General features: G+C 64.4%; 21 protein-coding genes and 1 tRNA gene. 14 read left to right on the forward strand and 8 right to left on the reverse strand.

Going from position 1 to position 19,749, the window contains the following annotated elements:
* The first annotated feature begins 64 nt into the window (after nt 1-64).
* The 4 genes from rph to ACOCG7_RS26615 all read left to right on the forward strand — a co-directional run bounded on the left by rph (nt 65) and on the right by ACOCG7_RS26615 (nt 2,816).
* Nucleotides 65-805, forward strand: a complete 741-nt coding sequence (gene rph / locus ACOCG7_RS26600) for a ribonuclease PH (RefSeq protein WP_073427083.1) — start codon at nt 65-67, stop codon at nt 803-805.
* On the forward strand, nt 798-1,445 hold the full coding sequence (rdgB, locus tag ACOCG7_RS26605) for an RdgB/HAM1 family non-canonical purine NTP pyrophosphatase (RefSeq protein ID WP_073427082.1): 648 nt from the start codon (nt 798-800) through the stop codon (nt 1,443-1,445). Before rph ends, rdgB begins: the two co-directional genes overlap by 8 nt.
* Entirely contained in the window at nt 1,442-2,671 is a 1,230-nt protein-coding gene (hemW, locus tag ACOCG7_RS26610; protein ID WP_073427081.1) for a radical SAM family heme chaperone HemW, read from the forward strand. The genes rdgB and hemW overlap by 4 nt, the downstream gene beginning before the upstream one ends.
* Before the next feature lie 55 nt (nt 2,672-2,726).
* A tRNA-Ser gene (locus ACOCG7_RS26615) sits at nt 2,727-2,816 on the forward strand.
* Between the two features lie 149 nt (nt 2,817-2,965).
* On the opposite strand, the gene ACOCG7_RS26620 is transcribed toward ACOCG7_RS26615, so the two are convergent.
* The 3 genes from ACOCG7_RS26620 to ACOCG7_RS26630 form a co-directional block, all read right to left on the reverse strand.
* On the reverse strand, nt 2,966-3,370 hold the full coding sequence (locus ACOCG7_RS26620; protein ID WP_073427080.1) for a RidA family protein: 405 nt from the start codon (nt 3,368-3,370) through the stop codon (nt 2,966-2,968).
* Nucleotides 3,371-3,595: 225 nt separating this feature from the next.
* On the reverse strand, nt 3,596-3,826 hold the full coding sequence (locus ACOCG7_RS26625) for a hypothetical protein (protein ID WP_073427232.1): 231 nt from the start codon (nt 3,824-3,826) through the stop codon (nt 3,596-3,598).
* A gap of 117 nt (nt 3,827-3,943) precedes the next feature.
* On the reverse strand, nt 3,944-5,164 hold the full coding sequence (locus ACOCG7_RS26630) for a Bcr/CflA family multidrug efflux MFS transporter (RefSeq protein WP_073427231.1): 1,221 nt from the start codon (nt 5,162-5,164) through the stop codon (nt 3,944-3,946).
* Between the two features lie 249 nt (nt 5,165-5,413).
* On the opposite strand from ACOCG7_RS26630, the gene ACOCG7_RS26635 reads away from it, so the two are divergent.
* The 4 genes from ACOCG7_RS26635 (at nt 5,414) to ACOCG7_RS26650 (ending at nt 9,416) form a co-directional block, all read left to right on the forward strand.
* On the forward strand, nt 5,414-6,073 hold the full coding sequence (locus ACOCG7_RS26635; RefSeq protein ID WP_421377939.1) for a hypothetical protein: 660 nt from the start codon (nt 5,414-5,416) through the stop codon (nt 6,071-6,073).
* A gap of 160 nt (nt 6,074-6,233) precedes the next feature.
* Nucleotides 6,234-7,517 carry a glutamate-1-semialdehyde 2,1-aminomutase gene (gene hemL / locus ACOCG7_RS26640; protein ID WP_073427079.1) on the forward strand — a complete coding sequence of 428 codons (1,284 nt, stop codon included), beginning with the start codon at nt 6,234-6,236 and terminating at the stop codon, nt 7,515-7,517.
* Nucleotides 7,518-7,601: 84 nt separating this feature from the next.
* Nucleotides 7,602-8,771, forward strand: coding sequence for a bifunctional diaminohydroxyphosphoribosylaminopyrimidine deaminase/5-amino-6-(5-phosphoribosylamino)uracil reductase RibD (ribD, locus tag ACOCG7_RS26645; protein WP_073427078.1), 1,170 nt, complete (start codon nt 7,602-7,604; stop codon nt 8,769-8,771).
* A 15-nt stretch (nt 8,772-8,786) separates the two neighbouring features.
* Nucleotides 8,787-9,416 (forward strand): riboflavin synthase, encoded by a 630-nt coding sequence (locus tag ACOCG7_RS26650; RefSeq protein ID WP_073427077.1) that lies wholly within the window; start codon nt 8,787-8,789, stop codon nt 9,414-9,416.
* Nucleotides 9,417-9,458: 42 nt separating this feature from the next.
* Here the strand turns inward: ACOCG7_RS26650 and ACOCG7_RS26655 are convergent, their stop codons facing one another.
* Together ACOCG7_RS26655 and ACOCG7_RS26660 are read right to left on the reverse strand one after the other, a co-directional pair.
* A complete protein-coding gene (locus ACOCG7_RS26655) occupies nt 9,459-9,842 on the reverse strand; it encodes a type II toxin-antitoxin system death-on-curing family toxin (protein ID WP_073427076.1) in 384 nt (127 codons plus the stop codon).
* Entirely contained in the window at nt 9,839-10,066 is a 228-nt protein-coding gene (locus tag ACOCG7_RS26660; RefSeq protein WP_009889671.1) for a transcriptional regulator, read from the reverse strand. Before ACOCG7_RS26660 ends, ACOCG7_RS26655 begins: the two co-directional genes overlap by 4 nt.
* Nucleotides 10,067-10,367: 301 nt before the next feature.
* On the opposite strand from ACOCG7_RS26660, the gene ribBA reads away from it, so the two are divergent.
* From ribBA to ACOCG7_RS26680, 4 genes are all read left to right on the forward strand, one after another.
* Nucleotides 10,368-11,504 carry a bifunctional 3,4-dihydroxy-2-butanone-4-phosphate synthase/GTP cyclohydrolase II gene (ribBA, locus tag ACOCG7_RS26665; RefSeq protein WP_073427075.1) on the forward strand — a complete coding sequence of 379 codons (1,137 nt, stop codon included), beginning with the start codon at nt 10,368-10,370 and terminating at the stop codon, nt 11,502-11,504.
* 49 nt (nt 11,505-11,553) lie between these two features.
* Complete coding sequence (gene ribH, locus ACOCG7_RS26670) at nt 11,554-12,060, forward strand: 6,7-dimethyl-8-ribityllumazine synthase (RefSeq protein ID WP_073427074.1); 507 nt, start codon at nt 11,554-11,556, stop codon at nt 12,058-12,060.
* Nucleotides 12,057-12,491: a transcription antitermination factor NusB gene (gene nusB / locus ACOCG7_RS26675; RefSeq protein WP_073427073.1), complete on the forward strand. Its 435-nt coding sequence runs from the start codon at nt 12,057-12,059 to the stop codon at nt 12,489-12,491. Before ribH ends, nusB begins: the two co-directional genes overlap by 4 nt.
* 137 nt (nt 12,492-12,628) lie before the next feature.
* Complete coding sequence (locus ACOCG7_RS26680) at nt 12,629-13,825, forward strand: pyridoxal phosphate-dependent aminotransferase (protein ID WP_073427072.1); 1,197 nt, start codon at nt 12,629-12,631, stop codon at nt 13,823-13,825.
* A gap of 207 nt (nt 13,826-14,032) precedes the next feature.
* On the opposite strand, the gene ACOCG7_RS26685 is transcribed toward ACOCG7_RS26680, so the two are convergent.
* Nucleotides 14,033-15,217 carry a lytic transglycosylase domain-containing protein gene (locus ACOCG7_RS26685; protein ID WP_083083272.1) on the reverse strand — a complete coding sequence of 395 codons (1,185 nt, stop codon included), beginning with the start codon at nt 15,215-15,217 and terminating at the stop codon, nt 14,033-14,035.
* A gap of 608 nt (nt 15,218-15,825) precedes the next feature.
* On the opposite strand from ACOCG7_RS26685, the gene ACOCG7_RS26690 reads away from it, so the two are divergent.
* A complete protein-coding gene (locus tag ACOCG7_RS26690; RefSeq protein WP_073427070.1) occupies nt 15,826-17,394 on the forward strand; it encodes a UbiD family decarboxylase in 1,569 nt (522 codons plus the stop codon).
* Nucleotides 17,395-17,446: 52 nt separating this feature from the next.
* Complete coding sequence (locus ACOCG7_RS26695) at nt 17,447-18,127, forward strand: LysE family translocator (RefSeq protein WP_073427069.1); 681 nt, start codon at nt 17,447-17,449, stop codon at nt 18,125-18,127.
* Between the two features lie 84 nt (nt 18,128-18,211).
* Here ACOCG7_RS26695 and ACOCG7_RS26700 read toward each other — a convergent pair whose 3' ends face one another.
* Nucleotides 18,212-19,177, reverse strand: coding sequence for a threo-3-hydroxy-L-aspartate ammonia-lyase (locus ACOCG7_RS26700; protein ID WP_073427068.1), 966 nt, complete (start codon nt 19,175-19,177; stop codon nt 18,212-18,214).
* A gap of 231 nt (nt 19,178-19,408) precedes the next feature.
* Nucleotides 19,409-19,729 (reverse strand): hypothetical protein, encoded by a 321-nt coding sequence (locus ACOCG7_RS26705; protein WP_073427067.1) that lies wholly within the window; start codon nt 19,727-19,729, stop codon nt 19,409-19,411.
* Nucleotides 19,730-19,749: the final 20 nt, after the last annotated feature.

Raw genomic sequence — 19,749 nt, forward strand, 5'->3', positions numbered from 1 at the left:
CGGCCTGCCCGATCGGCTGTAAAATTGCGCTTTTCCTTCCGCCTTCCTCACGACCAAACCCACTATGACCGACACCACCCAACGCCCCAGCGGCCGCCAGGCCAACCAGCTGCGCGACGTGCGCATCACGCGCCACTACACGAAGCATGCGGAGGGCTCGGTGCTGGTCGAATTCGGCGACACCAAGGTGATCTGCACGGCGAGCATCGCGGAAACCGTGCCGTCGTTTTTGCGTGACCGTGGTCAAGGGTGGCTCACCGCCGAATACGGCATGCTGCCGCGCGCCACCCACACCCGCAGCGATCGCGAAGCGGCGCGCGGCAAGCAAACCGGCCGCACGCAGGAAATCCAGCGTCTGATCGGCCGCGCGCTGCGCTCGGTGTTCGATCTCGAGAAGCTCGGCGCGCGCACGCTGCACATCGATTGCGACGTAATCCAGGCCGACGGCGGCACGCGCACCGCCGGCATCACCGGCGCCTTCGTCGCCGCGCACGATGCGGTGACGAAGCTGCTCGCCACCGGCCGTATCGAAACCTCGCCGATCAGCGATTACGTCGCCGCGATTTCGGTCGGCGTGTACGACGGACTGCCGGTGCTCGACCTCGATTACGACGAGGACTCGCAATGCGACACCGACATGAACGTGGTGATGACGGGCGCGGGCGGCTTCGTCGAAGTTCAGGGCACGGCCGAAGGCGTGCCGTTCTCGCGCGCTGAAATGAATGCGCTGTTTGATCTGGCGAGCGACGGCATCAACACGCTGATCGCGAAGCAGAAAGAAGCGTTGGAGCACAAGGGTGAGTGAAGGTCGTCAAGGCAACGGCGCGATTGCATCAGGTTCGCCGTTGACAAAAGTCGTGCTGGCGTCGAACAACGCGGGCAAGCTGCGCGAATTCGCGGCGCTGCTCGGCGCGGCCGGCATCGAATTGATTCCGCAAGGCGAGTTGAACGTGCCGGAGGCGGAAGAGCCGCATCCGACTTTCGTCGAGAACGCGCTTGCCAAGGCGCGTCATGCGGCGAAGCTCACCGGCCTGCCCGCCCTCGCGGATGATTCCGGCCTGTGCGTGCGCGCGCTGCGCGGCGCGCCGGGCGTCTATTCGGCGCGTTACGCGCAACTGGCCGGCGGCGAGAAGAGCGATGCCGCGAATAACGCGCGCCTCGTCTCCCTGTTGAAGGGCGAAGCCGACCGGCGCGCGTATTACTACTGCGTGCTGGCGCTCGTGCGTCACGCGGACGATCCCGAGCCGTTGATCGCCGAAGGCCGCTGGCATGGCGAGATTCTGGACGCGCCGCGCGGCCGGCATGGCTTCGGCTACGACCCGTACTTCTTTTTGCCCTCGCTGAATGCCAGCGCCGCGGAACTGGAGCCGGCGGTGAAGAACGCCGGCAGCCATCGCGCAATGGCGTTGCGGCAACTGCTCGCGCGTTTGACGGAGGAAGCGTGATTCCGATCAGACCGGCGCCGACCGATATCGGCAATGGCGTCATCAAGGCATTCACGTCGCCGGGCAGCATTCGGCTGACGTCGCTGCCGCCGTTGTCGTTGTACGTGCATTTTCCGTGGTGCGTGCGCAAGTGTCCGTATTGCGATTTCAATTCGCACGAGTGGAAAGGCGAGACGTTTCCCGAGAACGACTATCTCGACGCCTTGCGCGCCGATCTGGAGATGGCGCTGCCGCTCGTCTGGGGACGCCAGGTGCATACGGTGTTCATTGGCGGCGGCACGCCCAGCCTGCTGTCGGCGGCCGGGCTCGACCGCATGCTCTCCGACGTGCGCGCGCTGCTGCCGCTCGACGCCGACGCGGAAATCACGCTTGAAGCCAACCCCGGCACCTTCGAGGCCGACAAGTTCGCGCAGTTTCGCGCGAGCGGCGTGAACCGCTTGTCGGTGGGCATCCAGAGTTTCAACGAAGCGCACCTGAAGGCGCTCGGCCGGATCCACGACTCGGCGCAAGCGCGTCACGCCGTCGAAGTCGCCGCGACCACGTTCGACAACTTCAACCTCGACCTCATGTTCGGCCTGCCGCGGCAGACGCTCGCCGAATGCCAGGCGGACGTCGAAACGGCGCTGTCGTTCGCGCCGCCGCACTTGTCGCTGTATCACCTGACGCTCGAACCGAACACGCTGTTTGCCAAATTCCCGCCCGCCTTGCCCGACGACGATGCCTCCGCCGATATGCAGGACTGGATTCACGAACGCACGGCGGCGGCCGGTTACGAGCGCTACGAGGTGTCGGCGTATGCGAGGCCGCATCGTCAGAGCAAGCACAATCTGAACTACTGGCGCTTCGGCGACTATGTCGGCATCGGCGCGGGCGCGCACACCAAGCTGTCGTTTCCGAATCGCGTGTTGCGTCAGGCGCGCTACAAGCATCCCACCACCTTCATCGAGCAGGCCAAGGCCGGCGCGGCAGTGCAGGAAGAGCACGAAGTCGGACCACGCGATCTGCCGTTCGAGTTCATGCTGAACGCGCTGCGGCTGGTGGAGGGGTTTCCGGTGCATCGGTTCATCGAACGCACGGGCATGTCGATGACGTCGATCGAACCGGCTTTACAGGAAGCGGAACAGCGCAAGCTGATTACGCGCGACCATGAAAAGATTGCGCCGACGCCGCTCGGCCAGGCGTTTCTGAACGATTTGCAAGCGCTGTTTCTGAAGGATTCGCAGTGATTGCGGGCTGGCCGGACGCCGCAACGAGGTTTTTTCAGGTTACAATTTGCGGCTTGGAGGTGTGGCCGAGCGGTTTAAGGCACCGGTCTTGAAAACCGGCGAAGGAGCAATCTTTCCGTGAGTTCGAATCTCACCGCCTCCGCCATATCATCAATGCAAAACGGACCGCGAGGTCCGTTTTGCGTTTCTACTGGGCGTGATAGCAATCAACGCGCAGAACGAGTCGGCTCGTCTAATCTGATCGACTTGTGGTCCGCTCCGGTCGCGCCCCTCGCTGTTTTTTGCCACCACCGCCTAAACCAGCGCGGTCGCCTCAACCTCGATCTTCAATCCGTAATGCAGTTGCGGAACCGGCACGACCGCACGCGCCGGCCGTGCGTCGCCGGCCCATTGCGCATAGATCTGATTGAAGCTCACCCAGTATTCGACATCCGCGATATAGACGCGCACCTGCACCAGTTGCGCGATGCTGCTGCCGGCGCCTTCCAATGCGGCCCGCAGATTGGCCAGCACCTGCTCCGCCTGAACCTCGAACGAGGCGCCGGAAAGCTTCTCGCCTTGCGCATTGATCGGCAACTGTCCCGACACGAAAACAAAACCGTTGGCGATCGCGACGTGACTGTAATGACCGCCCGGTTTCGCGAGGTTGACGGGGTTGTCTGTATGCGGCAAACGAAGGGCCTGCTGGCTATCAGCCATGAATCCGACTCCGAAGGTGGTGACCATGCTGCGCATGCCCGCGCATATGCGCCACATGAGCCGCATGCGGCTCGATCGTGCGACCGCAACGGCTTACGCGAAAGCATGAAGAACGCTCGCAGAGAGACAACGCGGCAAACCGACACCGCGCTATTTCGCGCGATCAACCATTCCAGCGAAAGAGCCGGTAAAGACCCGCCCGTCCCCCGCCCCGCGCGTCACACATCACACGCCAAGCGTCTCCAGCTTCTCGCGCGCATCGGCGCAACGGCGATTCAGATCGCGATGCATCAACTGGCTGTCGAGCAATGTCGATACGTCGGACAATCCGTAATCAAAGCGCAAGACGTATTCGATATCGGTGTAGTCGTGATACGCGCCGCTGTCCGCCAGCTTCTGCGCTTCGGCAAAAGCGGCATGCTGCCGTTCGCCATTCATCAAGTCTCTGATCGCCATGATTGCCGCTCCGAGGAACAGTGACACCATCATAGCAATGCAAATCAAACTGCACGGTCGCGCGCGCGCAACACCTGGTGTTTTCCGTAGCCGTCGCGCGGCGAGGTCAACTCGCCATCAAGCGGCGACAACGGGCACCTTCGTTCCATGCCACCGGACGACCAGAATCCGCCCGACGTAGCACAGCGAGCCCGCGACGCCAACGACAATGCCCATGCCCTTGGGCGAGCCGTCCTCCCAAAGTCCGACCGCGAGGCTCGACAACGCGCCCAGCGCCAACTGCATCGCGCCGAACACCGCGGCCGCGGCGCCGGCATTCGCCGGATAGCGGTGCATCAGATCGGTCGTGCAATTGGCGGATAACAGACCCACCACGCCGACCACGAAAAACAGACCGGCCACGATCGACCACAACCCGCCCCATCCCGTCAGCGACACGAGGCAGACGAACAGCGAAGCGATGCAACTGACGCTGGCCGAAAACGAAATGATCGGCAGCGACCCGAGCCGGCCGACGAGACGCGTGTTCATCAAGTTGCCGAGCATGATGCCGACGATATTCAGCGCGAACAGAAAGCCGTAGTGTTGCGCCGACACGTGGAAATATTCGATGTACACGAACGGCGTCGCGGTGATGTACGCGAACATGGAGGCGAACGCCATGCCGCCGCACATCATGTGCCCCCACGCGACCGGATCGCGCAGCAACTTGCCGTATGCGCCGAACGATTGCAGCAAGGCCGAATGCGCACGTTTCTCGCGCGGCCACGTTTCAGGCACCTTGAGGAACGCGGTCACCGCGCACACCGTCCCGAACAGCGTCAATACGACAAACACGACGCGCCAGCCGCCGAGCAGCAGCAACTGCCCGCCGATCAACGGCGCCAGCAACGGCCCGATCGAGGTGACGATGGCGAGCATCGACAGCACACGGGCGGCGTCGGTCGGCCCGTGCGCGTCGCGCGCAATCGCGCGCGCCAGCACCGAGGCCGCGCCCGCGCCCAGCGCCTGCACGAAGCGGAACACGATAAGCGATCCGATCGAGAACGACAGCGCGCACGCCACGCTGGCCACCGCATACATGACGATGCCGCCGAGCAACACGGGTCGGCGGCCATACGTGTCCGACAGCGGACCATAGAGCAGCATGCCGATCGAAAAACCGAACATGAAGCTGGTGAGCGTCGTTTGCGCGGCGCCGGTGCTGATGGCGAACGCCTGCGCGATGGTCGGCAGGCTCGGCAAATACATGTCGATGGAAATCGGTCCGCACGCGGCAAGCGCACCGAGCAACAGAATCAGCCGGCCATCGGGCCGGCGTCTGACGACGTGAGACATGGGAATCCAGATGAAGCGCCGCGCCGTGACCGGCAGCGAAGCGATGAAACCGGGAAAACAGCAGCTTGACGGCCTCGATTGTACGCGACGGTTAAAGCGCCGCCGCGTCGGATCGCGATCGGGCGCCACATGAGAATGCGCCTGCGGCAAGCGCGTCGCCGATCGGTTAAGCTGCCGCCTGAACCACGCGGACGCTACGCCTCGTGTGTCCGCCGTGCCCTTTGCCCACCGTTCCGCCTGGACCTTTCGATGACCGCATTCCTGCTGATCTGGAGCCCCAGGAAATGGCCGTGGCCCGAATTGCCCGACGTCGCAAAGCGTGTCGCCGCTGGTATCGCGGTGACTGACGTATGGGGATGCGGATTCGCTCGCGGCATCCTGCCGGGTGATCGCGTGTTCCTGCATCGCGTCGCCCAGGAGCCGAAGGGCATTTTCGGCTCCGGTTACGTGACGAGCGCGCCCTATGAGGTTCCCGACCCGGCGACCAAACGCGGCTACCGGCTGTGCATCGACTTCGTCTACGACTGGCTGGTCGATGCGCACGAGAGCCCGGTGATCCCACGCGAAGCGTTGCGCGTGCATCCGTTCTCGGTGCAGACATGGGATACACAGAGTTCCGGCACCGTCATCAAGCCGATCGCCGAAGGTGCATTGGAAAAGCGTTGGGCCGAGCTCACCGGCAAGCGCAAACCGCCGGGATTCGATGCCGCGCCGGCGGGACCCACGCGCTCGAGCAAAGTCACCGCGCATGCGGCCGCTGCTGAAAAAAGCGCGGCGCAAAGTCGCACGGCGATCAAGTCGGACGCGTCGCCAACACCGTCGAACCAAAGCGCGGTTACGGGCGGGACCAAGGCGGCAACCAGGGCTGCGACGAAACCCACGGCAACGACACGCAAGCGGCGTCGATGAGCCACGCGCGCGATGACTGCGTGCAAAGCCCAGCCTGGCAGGGGCTACCGCAAAGCCTGTTCACGCTGACTCCGGTACAATTTCTCCACTCACCCCGGCGCCGCGCGAACCGGCTGCACGCCCCACGCGCCGCCGCGCTACCCCAATTCCATCCATCGTCATGTCCAAAAACGAAACCCTCTTCGACCGCGCGCAACGCACCATTCCTGGCGGCGTGAACTCGCCGGTCCGCGCATTTCGCTCGGTCGGCGGCACGCCACGCTTCATCGAGCGTGCCCAAGGCGCCTACTTCTGGGACGCGGACGGCCAGCGTTACACCGATTACATCGGCTCGTGGGGCCCGATGATCCTCGGCCACGTCCACCCGGAAGTGCTCGAAGCCGTGCAGCGCGTGCTGGTCAACGGCTTTTCGTTCGGCGCTCCGACTGAGTCGGAAGTAGAAATCGCCGAGGAAATCTGCAAGCTGGTGCCCTCGATCGAACAGGTCCGCATGGTATCGAGCGGCACCGAGGCGACCATGAGCGCGCTGCGTCTCGCGCGCGGCTTCACGAACCGCAGCCGTATCGTCAAGTTCGAGGGCTGCTATCACGGCCACGCCGACAGCCTGCTGGTCAAGGCGGGTTCGGGCCTGCTGACCTTCGGCAACCCGACTTCGGCAGGCGTGCCGGTCGACATCGCCAAGCACACCACGGTGCTCGAATACAACAACGTCGCGGAACTCGAGGAAGCGTTCAAGGCATTCGGCAACGAAATCGCCTCGGTGATCGTCGAGCCGGTCGCGGGCAACATGAACCTCGTGCGCGCCACGCCCGAATTCCTGCAAGCGCTGCGCCGTCTGTGCACCGAATACGGCTCGGTGCTGATTTTCGACGAAGTGATGTGCGGTTTCCGCGTCGCGTTAGGTGGCGCGCAAGAGGTCTACGGCATCACGCCGGATCTGACGTGCCTCGGCAAGGTGATCGGCGGCGGCATGCCTGCGGCGGCTTTCGGCGGCCGGCGCGACATCATGGCTCACCTCGCGCCGCTCGGCGGCGTCTATCAGGCGGGCACGCTCTCGGGCAATCCGATCGCCGTTGCCGCCGGCCTGAAAACGCTGCAACTGATCCAGGCGCCGGGCTTCTACGACACGCTGGCCGCGCGCACCACGCGGCTCGCGCAAGGTCTCGCGACGGTGGCGCGCGAAGCCGGCGTGCCGTTCGCGGCCGATTCGCTGGGCGGCATGTTCGGGCTGTACTTCACCGAATCGATTCCGGCGAGCTTCGCCGAGGTCACGAAGAGCGACGTGCCGCGCTTTAACGCGTTCTTCCACAAGATGCTCGACGCCGGCGTGTACTTCGCGCCGTCGGCTTACGAGGCGGGCTTCGTTTCCATCGCTCACGACGACGCGATCATCGACGCCACGATCGACGCGGCGCGCGGCGTGTTCGCCTCGCTCTCGGCCTGAACCCCGCAACGGACGCAACGCAAACCGTACCGAAGCCTGAACCGACGCCCCATACTGCCTAGCCACCGTACCGACCGGACCCCGATGTTCTCGCAAACCGACTTCGTCCATATGGAACGCGCGCTCGCGTTAGCCAAGCGCGGCATGTACACGACCGACCCCAATCCGCGTGTGGGTTGCGTACTCGTCAAGAACGGCACGGTGATCGGCGAGGGCTTCACGCAACCGGCCGGCCAGGACCATGCCGAGATCCGCGCGTTGAAAGACGCGCGCTCGCGCGGTCACGATTTGCGCGACGCCACCGCCTACGTGACGCTCGAACCGTGCAGCCATTTCGGCCGCACGCCGCCGTGCGCGAACGCGCTGATCGAAGCGCAGGTCGCGCGCGTGGTCGCGGCAATGGAAGATCCGAATCCGCAAGTTTCCGGGCGTGGCCTCGCGATGCTGCGCGACGCCGGCATCGAAGTACGCTGCGGGCTGCTCGCCAACGAAGCGCATGAACTGAACATCGGCTTCGTGTCGCGCATGACGCGCCGCCGCCCGTGGGTGCGGATGAAAGTGGCGGCCTCGCTCGACGGCCGCACCGGCTTGCCCTCGGGCATCAGCCAATGGATCACCGGCGAAGCCGCGCGCGCCGACGGTCATGCGTGGCGTGCCCGCGCGTCGGCGATTCTGACCGGCATCGGCACCGTCAGGGAAGACGATCCGCGCATGACGGTGCGCGCCGTCGACACGCCGCGCCAGCCGCGGCGCGTGCTGATCGACAGCCAGCTCGACGTGCCGCCTGAAGCGCAGATCCTGGCCGGCGCATCCACGTTGATTTTTTGCGGCAATCTCGACCAGCGTCATACCGAGCGCGCCAACGCGCTGCGCGATCGCGGCGCCGAAATCGTGCAGTTGGCGAACGCCGCCGGCAAGGTCGACCTGCCCGCCATGCTCACGGTGCTCGGCGAGCGCAACGTGAACGAACTGCACGTGGAAGCGGGCTACAAGCTGAACGGCTCGCTGCTGCGCGAAGGCTGCGTCGACGAACTGCTCGTCTATCTCGCGCCGAGCCTGCTCGGCATGGACTCGATGAGCATGTTCAATCTGAGCGCCCCCGAAACGCTCGAAGGCCGCGTCAAACTGAATTTCCACTCGATCGACCGGATCGGCGACGATCTGCGGATTCTCGCGCGCTTCGTACCCTCGGTCGCGCCTGAGCATACCGCCGGCCCCGGCACCGATCCGGCATCCCCACCCGTTTCGAATTGAGCAAGGAATAGCACGATGTTCACAGGAATCGTCGCGGCAGTCGGCCGCATTGAATCAGTCAAGCCGCTGGGCACGGACGGCGACGCGGGCGTACGGCTGAACGTCGAAGCCGGCGGCCTCGATCTCGAGGACGTGCAGCTCGGCGACAGCATCACGATCCAGGGCGCCTGCATGACGGTGGTCGCGAAAACCGCGCATTCGTTCGAAGTGGACGTGTCGCGCGAAAGCCTGAACTGCACGGCGGGCCTCGGCGAACCCGGCGAAGTCAATCTCGAGAAGGCGCTGCGCGCGCACGACCGGCTCGGCGGCCATATCGTCTCCGGCCACGTGGACGGCCTCGGCACGGTCACGCATTTCGCGCCGGTCGGCGAATCGCACGAACTGCGCGTGCTGGCGCCGCGCGAGATCGGCCGCTATCTGGCGTACAAAGGCTCGATCACTGTCAACGGCGTGAGTCTGACCGTCAACTCGGTTAAAGATCGCGACGATGGCTGCGAATTCTCGATCAACCTGATTCCCCACACGGTTGAAGTCACCGCCCTCAAGCATCTGCGCGAAGGCGCGAAGGTGAATCTGGAGATCGATCTGATCGCGCGGTATGTTGAGCGCATGCTGTCGGCGGCGTCAACCACGGGTCGGTCGTAGTTCGTTGAACCAGGCGGAGTCCCCGGTTCAGTCCTCGCCGACTTACTCGGCGATCCGCTGCCGGAACCACTCCGCCAGCGCAACTTCTTCGAGCGCCCCGGCGGCGACCATTTCCATCGTCTTTACCGCGTCGGCGGGGTCGAACTTCAGCCGATAGCCATTGTCGGCGAGGAAAAGCCGCCCAACCACCCAGGCTGTTCGCTTGTTGCCGTCCGCGAAGCCATGATTCCGCGCCAACCCGTAGACATAGGCCGCTGCCAGGGCAGCCGCATCGGCATCCGCATACACGTCCAGATTTTGCGGCCGTGCGAGCGCCGACTCCACCGCCCCTTTGTCGCGCACGCCATCGAGCCCGCCGTGCTCGGCAAGCTGGCGATCATGCACGGCATAAGTGAGATCCGCGCGCACCCAACGCCATGCTGTCATTTGGCCAGTGCTCGCAAAATATCGCGATCATCGTGCATGATCTCTTCAGCCAGTTTCATCTGGCGTTCAAAGTCCGGGTTGTATGGCGTGATCCGGTACCCGCCTTCGGGTGCCTCGGTCAGATAGACCGTATCGCCCTTCTGTACCTTGAGGCGTGCCATCGCCTCCTTGGTGAGAATGAAGCCAGCCGAAGCCCCCACCGTTGTGACCTTGAAAGTAAGCATGACGCCCTCCTCGCTATATAACTTTTATTATATAACCGCAAATCACCCAAGGAACGAGGCTGTCTCCGCTGACTGAAACACGCCGGAATAACAAACTGCAAAAACCGGCAACACCCGCACACGCATGGGCTGGCGGCGGCGCCTTGCCGCCCTCAACCCGTTCATGCATCCACCGTTCGAACGAGCATAGCAACGGCGGACGGCTCAGCGCCAGCCGGCCAAACGGCCTATGCCGTCCGGCAGAGGCGACGTGGACGGGCGCGTGGCGTAAAATACGCGCTTTCCCGAAAATCTCGCCAACATGACGCTCGCCTCCACTCCAGAGATCATCGCCGAACTGAAAGCAGGCCGGATGGTGATCCTCGTCGACGAAGAAGACCGCGAAAACGAGGGCGACCTCGTGATCGCCGCCGAATTCGTCACGCCGGAAGCGATCAATTTCATGGCCCGCTACGGCCGCGGTCTGATCTGCCTGACGCTCACGCAGGAACGCTGCAAGCTGCTCAACCTGCCGCTCATGACCTACCGCAACGGCACGCAGTACGGCACGGCGTTCACGGTCAGCATCGAAGCGGCCGAAGGCGTGACCACCGGCATTTCGGCGGCCGACCGCGCCCGCACGATCGCCACGGCGGTCGCGCCGGACGCGAAAGCGGAGCACATCGTGCAGCCGGGCCACGTGTTTCCGATCATGGCTCAGCCGGGCGGCGTACTGGTGCGCGCCGGCCACACGGAAGCCGGCTGCGATTTCACGGCGCTCGCCGGCCTCACGCCGGCCGCGGTGATCTGCGAAGTCATCAAGGACGACGGCACGATGGCGCGCCTGCCGGATCTGCTGGAATTCGCCCGCGAGCACGGCCTGAAGATCGGCACGATCGCGGACCTGATCCACTATCGCAGCCGCACCGAGTCGATCGTCGAGCGGATTTGCGAGCGCACCATGCAAACCGCGCACGGCGCGTTTCGCGCGGTGATGTATCTCGACCAGCCGAGCGGCCAGCCGCATATCGCTCTCGTGCGCGGCACGCCGCAACCCGACCACGACACGCTGGTGCGGGTACACGAACCGCTGTCGGTGCTGGATCTACTCGAAGTCGGCGAATCCACCCATTCGTGGACGCTGGACGCGGCGATGAAGGAAATCGCCCAACACGACCTCGGTGTGATCGTGCTGCTGAACTGCGGCGATTCGAAAGATCATCTGATCGACGTTTTCAAGGCGTTCGATTCGAAGGAAAAAGCGGAGGCGCTCAAACGCCGCCCGGTCGACTTCAAGACGTACGGCATCGGCGCACAGATTCTGCGCGAACTCGGTGTCGGCAAGATGCAGGTGCTGTCGAACCCGCGCAAGCTGGGCAGCATGTCGGGCTACGGTCTCGAAGTCACGGGCTTCGTGCCGATGCCGGGCAGCACCTCGCAGGCCCCGCAGCAAGACTGATCCGACCATTCACGCGCTTCGCGCTCACTCAAAACACTACGGAATTCACATGGAAATCGGACAATATCAACCGAATCTCGACGGCGACGGACTGCGCATCGGCATCGTCCAGGCGCGCTTTAACGAACCCGTTTGCAACGGCCTCGCAGACTCCTGCATTGAGGAACTCGAACGCCTCGGCGTGACCGGTGAAGACGTGCTGCTCGTCACCGTGCCGGGCGCGCTGGAAATTCCGCTCGCGTTGCAAAAGCTCGCCGAAAGCGCGCAATTCGACGCGCTGATCGCGCTCGGCGCGGTGATTCGCGGCGAGACCTACCACTTCGAACTGGTGTCGAACGAAAGCGGCGCGGGCATCACGCGTATCGGCCTCGACTTCGGCATTCCGGTCGCGAACGCGGTGCTGACCACCGAAAACGACGAGCAAGCCGTCGCCCGCATGACCGAGAAAGGTCGCGATGCGGCGCGCGTGGCCGTCGAAATGGCGAACCTCGCCGTCGCGCTCGAACAACTCGGCGGCGACGATGAGGAAGAAGACGAAGAAGAGGAACAGGCATGAAGAGCGCACGCCGACGCTCCCGCGAGTTGGCCACGCAGGGGCTCTATCAGTGGCTGCTGTCGGGCTCGCCCGGCGGTGAAATCGACGCGCAACTGCGCGGCGCGCAGGGCTACGACAAGGCCGACCACGAGCATCTGGACGCCATTCTGCACGGCGTGATCCGCGATTCGGAGGCGCTCTCCGCCGCTATCGCACCGTGCCTCGATCGCCCGCTCGAGCAGCTTTCGCCGGTCGAACGCGCGGTGCTGCTGGTCGCCGCCTTCGAACTGAAGAACCATCTGGACATTCCCTATCGCGTGGTCATCAACGAAGCGGTCGAGCTCGCCAAGACGTTCGGCGGCTCCGACGGCTACAAGTACGTGAACGGCGTGCTCGACAAGCTGTCGGCGCAACTGCGCGTCGCTGAAACACAGGCCGCCCGCAAGCATTGAAGTGTCGCGCGCATGGCCGTGTCGCGCGCCATGCGCCGTATTCGAGCAGGGCCGAACGCTGCAAGGACGCCGTCGAACGCATGAACCTGATGCACGAGACGCCGTCCCGCCCTTGCTTCTGAACTGGATTTGATCGTATGAACTCCGTGACCGAACCCTTGGTGCGGCTTGCTGCGCGCGTCCACGCCATCCAGCCTTTCTACGTGATGGAACTGGCCAAGGAAGCCGCGCTGCTCGAGCGCGACGGGCGCGACATCATTCACATGGGAATCGGCGAACCCGATTTCACCGCGCCCGAGCCGGTCATCGAGGCGGCTGCGAGCGCGTTGCGCCGCGGCGTCACGCAATACACCAGCGCGCTCGGCCTGCATGCGCTGCGCGAGGCGATTTCCGCGCATTACACCGAGGTCCATGGCGTGAGCGTCGATCCGGCGCGGATCGTCGTCACCGCCGGTGCTTCGGCCGCATTGCTGCTGGCTTGCGCGGCACTGGTCGATCGCGACGACGAAGTGCTGATGCCCGACCCCTGCTATCCGTGCAACCGTCATTTCGTGATGGCCGCCGAAGGCAAGCCGGTCATGGTGCCGAGCGGCCCAGCCGAGCGTTTCCAGTTGACCGCCGCGGACGTCGAGCGCCTGTGGAACGAGCGCACCCGTGGCGTGCTGCTGGCGTCGCCGTCGAACCCCACCGGCACGTCGATCGAACCGGCCGAACTGGAACGCATCGTCAAGGCGGTGCGGGCGCGCGGCGGCTTCACGATCGTCGACGAGATCTACCAGGGCCTGAGCTACGACGCGAAGCCCGTGTCGGCGCTCTCGTTCGGCGACGACGTGATCACCGTCAACAGTTTCTCGAAGTACTTCAACATGACCGGCTGGCGTCTGGGCTGGCTGGTGGTGCCGCCCGGCATGGTCGGCGCGTTCGAAAAGCTCGCGCAAAACCTGTTCATCTGCGCGTCCGCGCTCGCCCAGCATGCGGCGCTAGCGTGCTTCGAACCGGAAACGATCGCGATCTACGAAGCGCGGCGGCTCGAATTCAAGCGCCGCCGCGACTTCATTGCGCCGGCCCTGGAATCGCTCGGCTTCTCGGTGCCGGTGATGCCGGACGGCGCGTTCTACGTGTACGCCGACTGCCGCACGGTCGCGCATCCGGCGGCCGGCGACAGCGCGGCGCTCACCAAGGCGATGTTGCACGATGCGGGCGTGGTGCTGGTGCCGGGCATGGACTTCGGCACGCACGCGCCGAAGCGGTACATCCGGCTGTCGTACGCAACCGCCTATCCGAAACTGGAAGAAGCGGTCGACCGGTTGGCGAGGCTCTTCGGGTTACATTGACCGGAAAAAGCGGCACGCCGCGCGGGTCACGGCCGACAGGAGCCAGGGGCCGTATGAGTCATATGAGCCATCAGCCATGAGCCATGAGCCGCGGCCAGTCGAACCAAACGCCGTTCCCCAAACGCAAAAAGGACACCTCTCGGGTGTCCTTTTTCGTAACCATCGCTATCGCTATCGCAATACGCGATCAGCGTAACGCCGTGAACCTCAGGCGCCCATCTCCGAAGCCGATGCCACATGCTTGGGCGCATTCGAGCTCGCGTCGTCCTGCTCGGAAACCGGCGTCTTCGGCGCTGCCGCGCTCAGCGGACGACTGCCTTCCAGCGTCACCTGCACGCGCTTGCCGTTGTTCGTGCCAGCCGCGGCAGGCGCATTGTTCGAGGCTGTCAGGACCGGCGCCTGCGGGGCATTGACCGGCACCTTGCGGCCGCGCGCCACGTCGCGCAGACGGCCGCGCTCGGCCATCACCTTGGCGCCGTAACCGCCGTCGTCCTGCGAGGTCGAGCCGACGTACAGGCGCAAGCCGCCCGGCAGCGAACCGCCGCGCGCGATGCAGTCCTTCAGCACCAGCGCGCCCACCTTGATGTTCGCGACCGGTTCGAGCGCCGCGCTCTGCCCGCCGAAATACTGGAACTTGTCCGAATGCACCTTGGACATCACCTGCATCAGCCCTTGCGCGCCGACGCCGCTCTCAGCGTAGGGATTGAAGCCCGATTCGATCGCCATCACCGACAGCAGCAGCAGCGGATCGAGACCGACTTCGCGGCCGGTGTCGAACGCGGCCTTCACGAGTTCGCTCACCGGCTCTTGCGCCACGCGATAGCGGCGCGCGAGGTACGACGCCACCAGATCCTGCTCGCGAGTCGAGATGAGCACGCGGTCGTCGCGTGCGTCGGCCGAGACGCGCTGCGACGGAATCAGCTCCGCCAGCGCGGCGACGCTGTGCATGGTGCGCGGGTCGAGCCCGTTCAGCGCGGCCACGCCCATGCCGGCCGAGCCCGTGCCGTCAAAGGCGCCGTCGTAGCCGGTATTGCTGGTGCTCACGATGGTGTTAGCGTTGCTCGCCCCGCCGATCGCGTCGGCAGCGCCCGAATTCGCGGACAACGAGTCGTCGGAAGCCGCGCTTCCAGCCGGTCCGAAGGCCGGCAGCGGATGGCCCTGCAGCAGACGTGCGGGACCGGCTTGCACAGCGGCGGAAATGACCGGCATCAGCTTGGCGGCCACGGTGCCGCGCCAGGCGGCCGGCATCAGCCACAGCGCGAGCGCCACCACGACGGCGATACCGCCGACGATGCTGAACAGGTGATGACTCATTCGGGTCCCGCGACGCAGCACACCGCGCACAACTTGCGCGATACGCTCATCGGGACGCCACGATAACCAGGCGTTCATTCAGATCTCCCATGTTGCATGATCCGCGAACTCCGCCAGTTCAACAGGCGGTAACACACATTCGCAGAGTCAAGACGTCGCGTGCTCTGTCTGGTTAGGCCAGCAGCGGCGTCGGGAAAACGGCACATACCGTTTGTGGGGAGCCATCCTGGAAAGAGCCCGCGGCATACCAAAAAGCAGGCGGGCGGCGGCTCCCACGCGAAAAACCAGCGTCAGTCGGACGCTGGCGAGGACTTCAACAAGGCCGTCAGATACCGTGCAGGGGGTCGGCAAAACGGTGACGCGTTGCGTCTGATGGGACCGGGGGCAGTGGTAAAAAGGTTCACGCCCTGCAACCAACGTGGACGGATTCTATTCAGCGTTTTATAGATCGTCAACACTATAGATAGGCAAAACTATAACTAATTGTAATAATGAAAGGCGCTCAGGCCACTCGAAACCGCGCGCCAAGCCCTTCTCGAGCTATCTCGATTCTCTCGTTCGAACCTGGCCGTTTGGCCGATCCACGTGCGTCAGCCAACACAGGTAAAATCGACAATCGTTTTGGTGCCGCAAATGCTTGCCGCGCCCTCCTTTTTCGCCGCTTGCGCGGCTCTGAACCGCAACAGATGAAATACAAAGACCTGCGCGATTTCGTCGGCCGCCTGGAACAGATCGGTGAACTCCGCCGTATCTCGCAAAACGTCTCCCCCGTCCTGGAAATGACCGAGATATGCGATCGCGTGCTGCGCGCCGGGGGCCCGGCCGTGCTGTTCGAGAGCAGGCAGCGGCATGCGTTTCCCGTGCTCGGCAACCTGTTCGGCACCCCGCGCCGCGTCGCGCTCGGCATGGGCATCGACACGCAAGCCGGTGAAGGCGACGGCGCCGCACTCGAATCGCTGCGCGACGTCGGCCGTCTGCTGTCCGCATTGAAGGAACCGGAGCCGCCGAAAGGGTTCAGGGATGCCGGCAAGCTGTTCTCGCTCGCGAAGGCGGTTTGGGACATGGCGCCCAAAACGGTGAGCGCGCCGCCCTGCCAGGAAATCGTCTGGGAAGGCAACGATGTCGACCTCGAAAAACTGCCGATTCAGACCTGCTGGCCGGGCGATGCCGGCCCGCTGATCACATGGGGTCTTACCGTCACAAGAGGCCCGAATAAGAGCCGACAAAATCTAGGCATATACCGCCAGCAACTGATCGGCCGTAACAAACTCATCATGCGCTGGCTTGCGCACCGCGGCGGCGCGCTCGATTTCCGCGAGTTCGCATTGCGCAATCCTGGCAAGCCCTATCCGGTGGCCGTGGTGTTGGGCGCCGATCCGGCGACCATCCTCGGCGCGGTCACGCCGGTGCCGGACACGCTGTCCGAATACCAGTTTGCCGGGCTGCTGCGCGGCGGGCGCACCGAACTCGCGAAGTGCATCACGCCAGGCGTCGACGGTTTGCAGGTCCCGGCGCGCGCGGAGATCGTGCTCGAAGGCTTCATCCATCCGCAGGAAGGCACGCCCTCGGCCGCTCCCGCAGGCGCTCCGCCGCGTCCGGCCAAGGGCGCGTCGGCCGGCTATGAACATGCGCTGGAAGGTCCATACGGCGACCACACCGGCTACTACAACGAACAGGAGTGGTTTCCCGTCTTCACGGTCGAGCGCATCACCATGCGGCGCGACGCGATCTACCACTCCACCTACACCGGCAAACCGCCCGATGAACCGGCCGTGCTCGGCGTCGCGCTCAACGAAGTGTTCGTGCCTCTGCTGCAGAAGCAATTCACCGAGATCACCGACTTCTACCTGCCGCCCGAAGGTTGCAGCTACCGGATGGCGATCGTGCAGATGAAAAAGAGCTATCCCGGCCACGCCAAGCGCGTGATGTTCGGCGTGTGGAGCTTCCTGCGGCAATTCATGTATACGAAGTTCATCGTCGTGGTCGACGAGGACGTGAACATCCGCGACTGGAAGGAGGTGATCTGGGCGATCACCACGCGCGTCGACCCGTCGCGCGACACGGTGCTGGTCGACCGCACGCCGATCGACTACCTGGATTTCGCCTCGCCCGTGGCCGGGCTCGGCTCGAAGATGGGACTCGACGCAACGAACAAATGGCCTGGCGAAACCGACCGCGAATGGGGCCGCCCGATCGTGATGGACGACGCGGTCAAGCAGCGCATCGACACGCTGTGGAACGAGTTGGGCCTGTAGGGCGATCGGTACAACAAGACTGAATAACGAAGCTGACGGAGCCGTTGCGCGGATGCATGCCTTTTCAATGATGTCGGACGGTTTTTTCCTGTCCTTGTCGCTGTGCCTGGATATCGGTCTCGTGAACGTCGCCATGATTTCGCTGACGCTGTCGCACGGCTTCAAGCCGGGCTTCTGGCTGGGCCTCGGTTCCTGCATCGGCGATCTGATTTACGCGGCGCTCGCGCTCGCGGGCATGGCCGCGTTGTTGCAGTTCGAGTCGGTGCGCTGGGTGGTGTGGATCGGCGGCGCGGCGATCCTGCTTTTTCTGACGTGGAAGATGGCGCGCGAGGCGATGTTCCCGGCCTCGGCGCCGCCCGTGGCCGGCGAGGCGGATGCCGATGCGCCGCATCTGTCAGCGTGGCGCGGTTTTCTGCGCGGCGTGTTGCTGGCGATGTCGTCGCCCTCGGCGATTCTGTGGTTCGCGGCGGTGGGCGGCGCATTGATCGCGAAAGCCGGCGCCACGAGCGCGACGACCGCGCCGGTGTTTTTAGGCGGCTTCTTTCTCGGCGGTCTGTGCTGGACGGTCTTTATCTGCGGACTCGGCAGCCACGGGCGCAAACGCGCCGGCACCGGTTTGCTGCGCGCCTGTCATGTGCTGTCGGCGCTGCTGTTCGCGTACTTCTCGTATAGCGTGATCGTCAACGGGTATCGCGATCTGATCGTGCAGACCGCGCACGCGGCAAGCTCATAACGACGGTTCGCAGCCGAGGCTGACGAGCCGTCTTCGCTTTAGATGCAGCAAGCGTGGCAGCGGAAGCCTGCTCACGAACCAGGCTCAGGCGAGAAACTGCGCGAGCTTCTCGAGATCGACGTTGCCGCCGCTCACTACCACGCCCACGCGTTTGCCCTTCACCGGCACGACGCCGTTCAGCACCGCGGCTGCGGCGAGGCAGCCCGTCGGCTCGACCACCATCTTCATGCGCTGCGCGAAAAAACGCAGGGTCTCGATCAACTGCGCGTCGCTGACCGTTTCGATTCGCGCAACCAGTTTGCGGATGATCGCAAACGTGTAATCGCCCAGATGCGTGGAAGCGGCGCCGTCGGCGATCGTGCGCGGCGCGTCGATATGCACGATCTCACCGCGCGCGAGCGATTGCTGACCGTCGTTGCCCGCCTCGGGCTCGACGCCGATCACCGTGCACGCCGGACTCAGCGCCGCCGCCGACAACGCGCTGCCGCCGATCAGCCCGCCCCCGCCGAGGCAAACGAACAGCATGTCGAGCGGGCCGGTTTCGTCGATCAGCTCTTTCACCGCGGTGCCCTGCCCTGCGATCACATGCGGATGGTCGTATGGCGGGATCAGCGTCATGCCGCGCTCTTCGGCGAGCCGCCGGCCGATCTCCTCGCGATTCTCGGTATAGCGGTCGTAGGTGATCACCTCGCCGCCATAGCCTCGCGTCGCCGCCACCTTGGCCGCGGGTGCGTCGTGCGGCATCACGATCGTCGCCTTGATGCCCGCGAGGCGCGCCGACAGCGCGATCGCCTGCGCATGATTGCCCGACGAATACGTCAGTACGCCGGCCTTGCGTTGCTCCGCGTCGAAATGCGAAATCGCGTTGTAGGCGCCGCGAAACTTGAACGCGCCCATGCGCTGAAAGTTTTCACATTTGAAGAACACCGACGCCCCGGTGCGCTCGTTGAACGTGCTCGAAGTCAAAACGGGGGTGCGGTGAGCGACGCCTTCAAGACGCACAGCGGCGTCGAGTACGTCGTCGAAGGTGGGAGCGGGAAGCGCTTGCATCGGCGAAACTCTCCAGAGCGGTGGCGAAGCCGCCATTCTCCCAGCTTCCACAATGCTTTGGAACGTGAACCGCGCGATGATCTTTTACCTGGGCCGGCGGCGCGAAACACCGCGAGCGCGGACTCAAGGCTTCATCGCTGCAACAACTCAAAAGGCCCGCATAAAAACAAACGGCGTAACCCGGCGATCAAGCCGGCGTTACGCCGTTGGTACATTCCGTTGTTGCCGCGATCAATGACGATAGTAGCCGCGACCGTGCCCGTAATAACCACCATAACCACCGCGATAGTAGCCGCGGCCATAGTAAGGACGGCCATAGCCGTAGTACCCGCCACCCACCACCACCGCAGGGGGCGGACCGTAGACCACAGGCGGCGCATACACCACCGGCGGGGGCGGCGCGTAATAGACAGGCGGCGGTGCGGCATAGACCGGGTACGCCGGCGCGATCGGCACCCCGATGCCGATACCCACGGAAACATGCGCCTGCGCGGCGCCGACAAGCCCCGCGCCGAGCGCGGCGGCAACGACAAACGGAACGATCTTTTTCACTTCTATTCTCCTGGCGCGGC

This window comes from Paraburkholderia sp. DD10 (genome assembly GCF_049177125.1).
GTDB classification, from domain to species: Bacteria; Pseudomonadota; Gammaproteobacteria; order Burkholderiales; family Burkholderiaceae; genus Paraburkholderia; species Paraburkholderia terricola.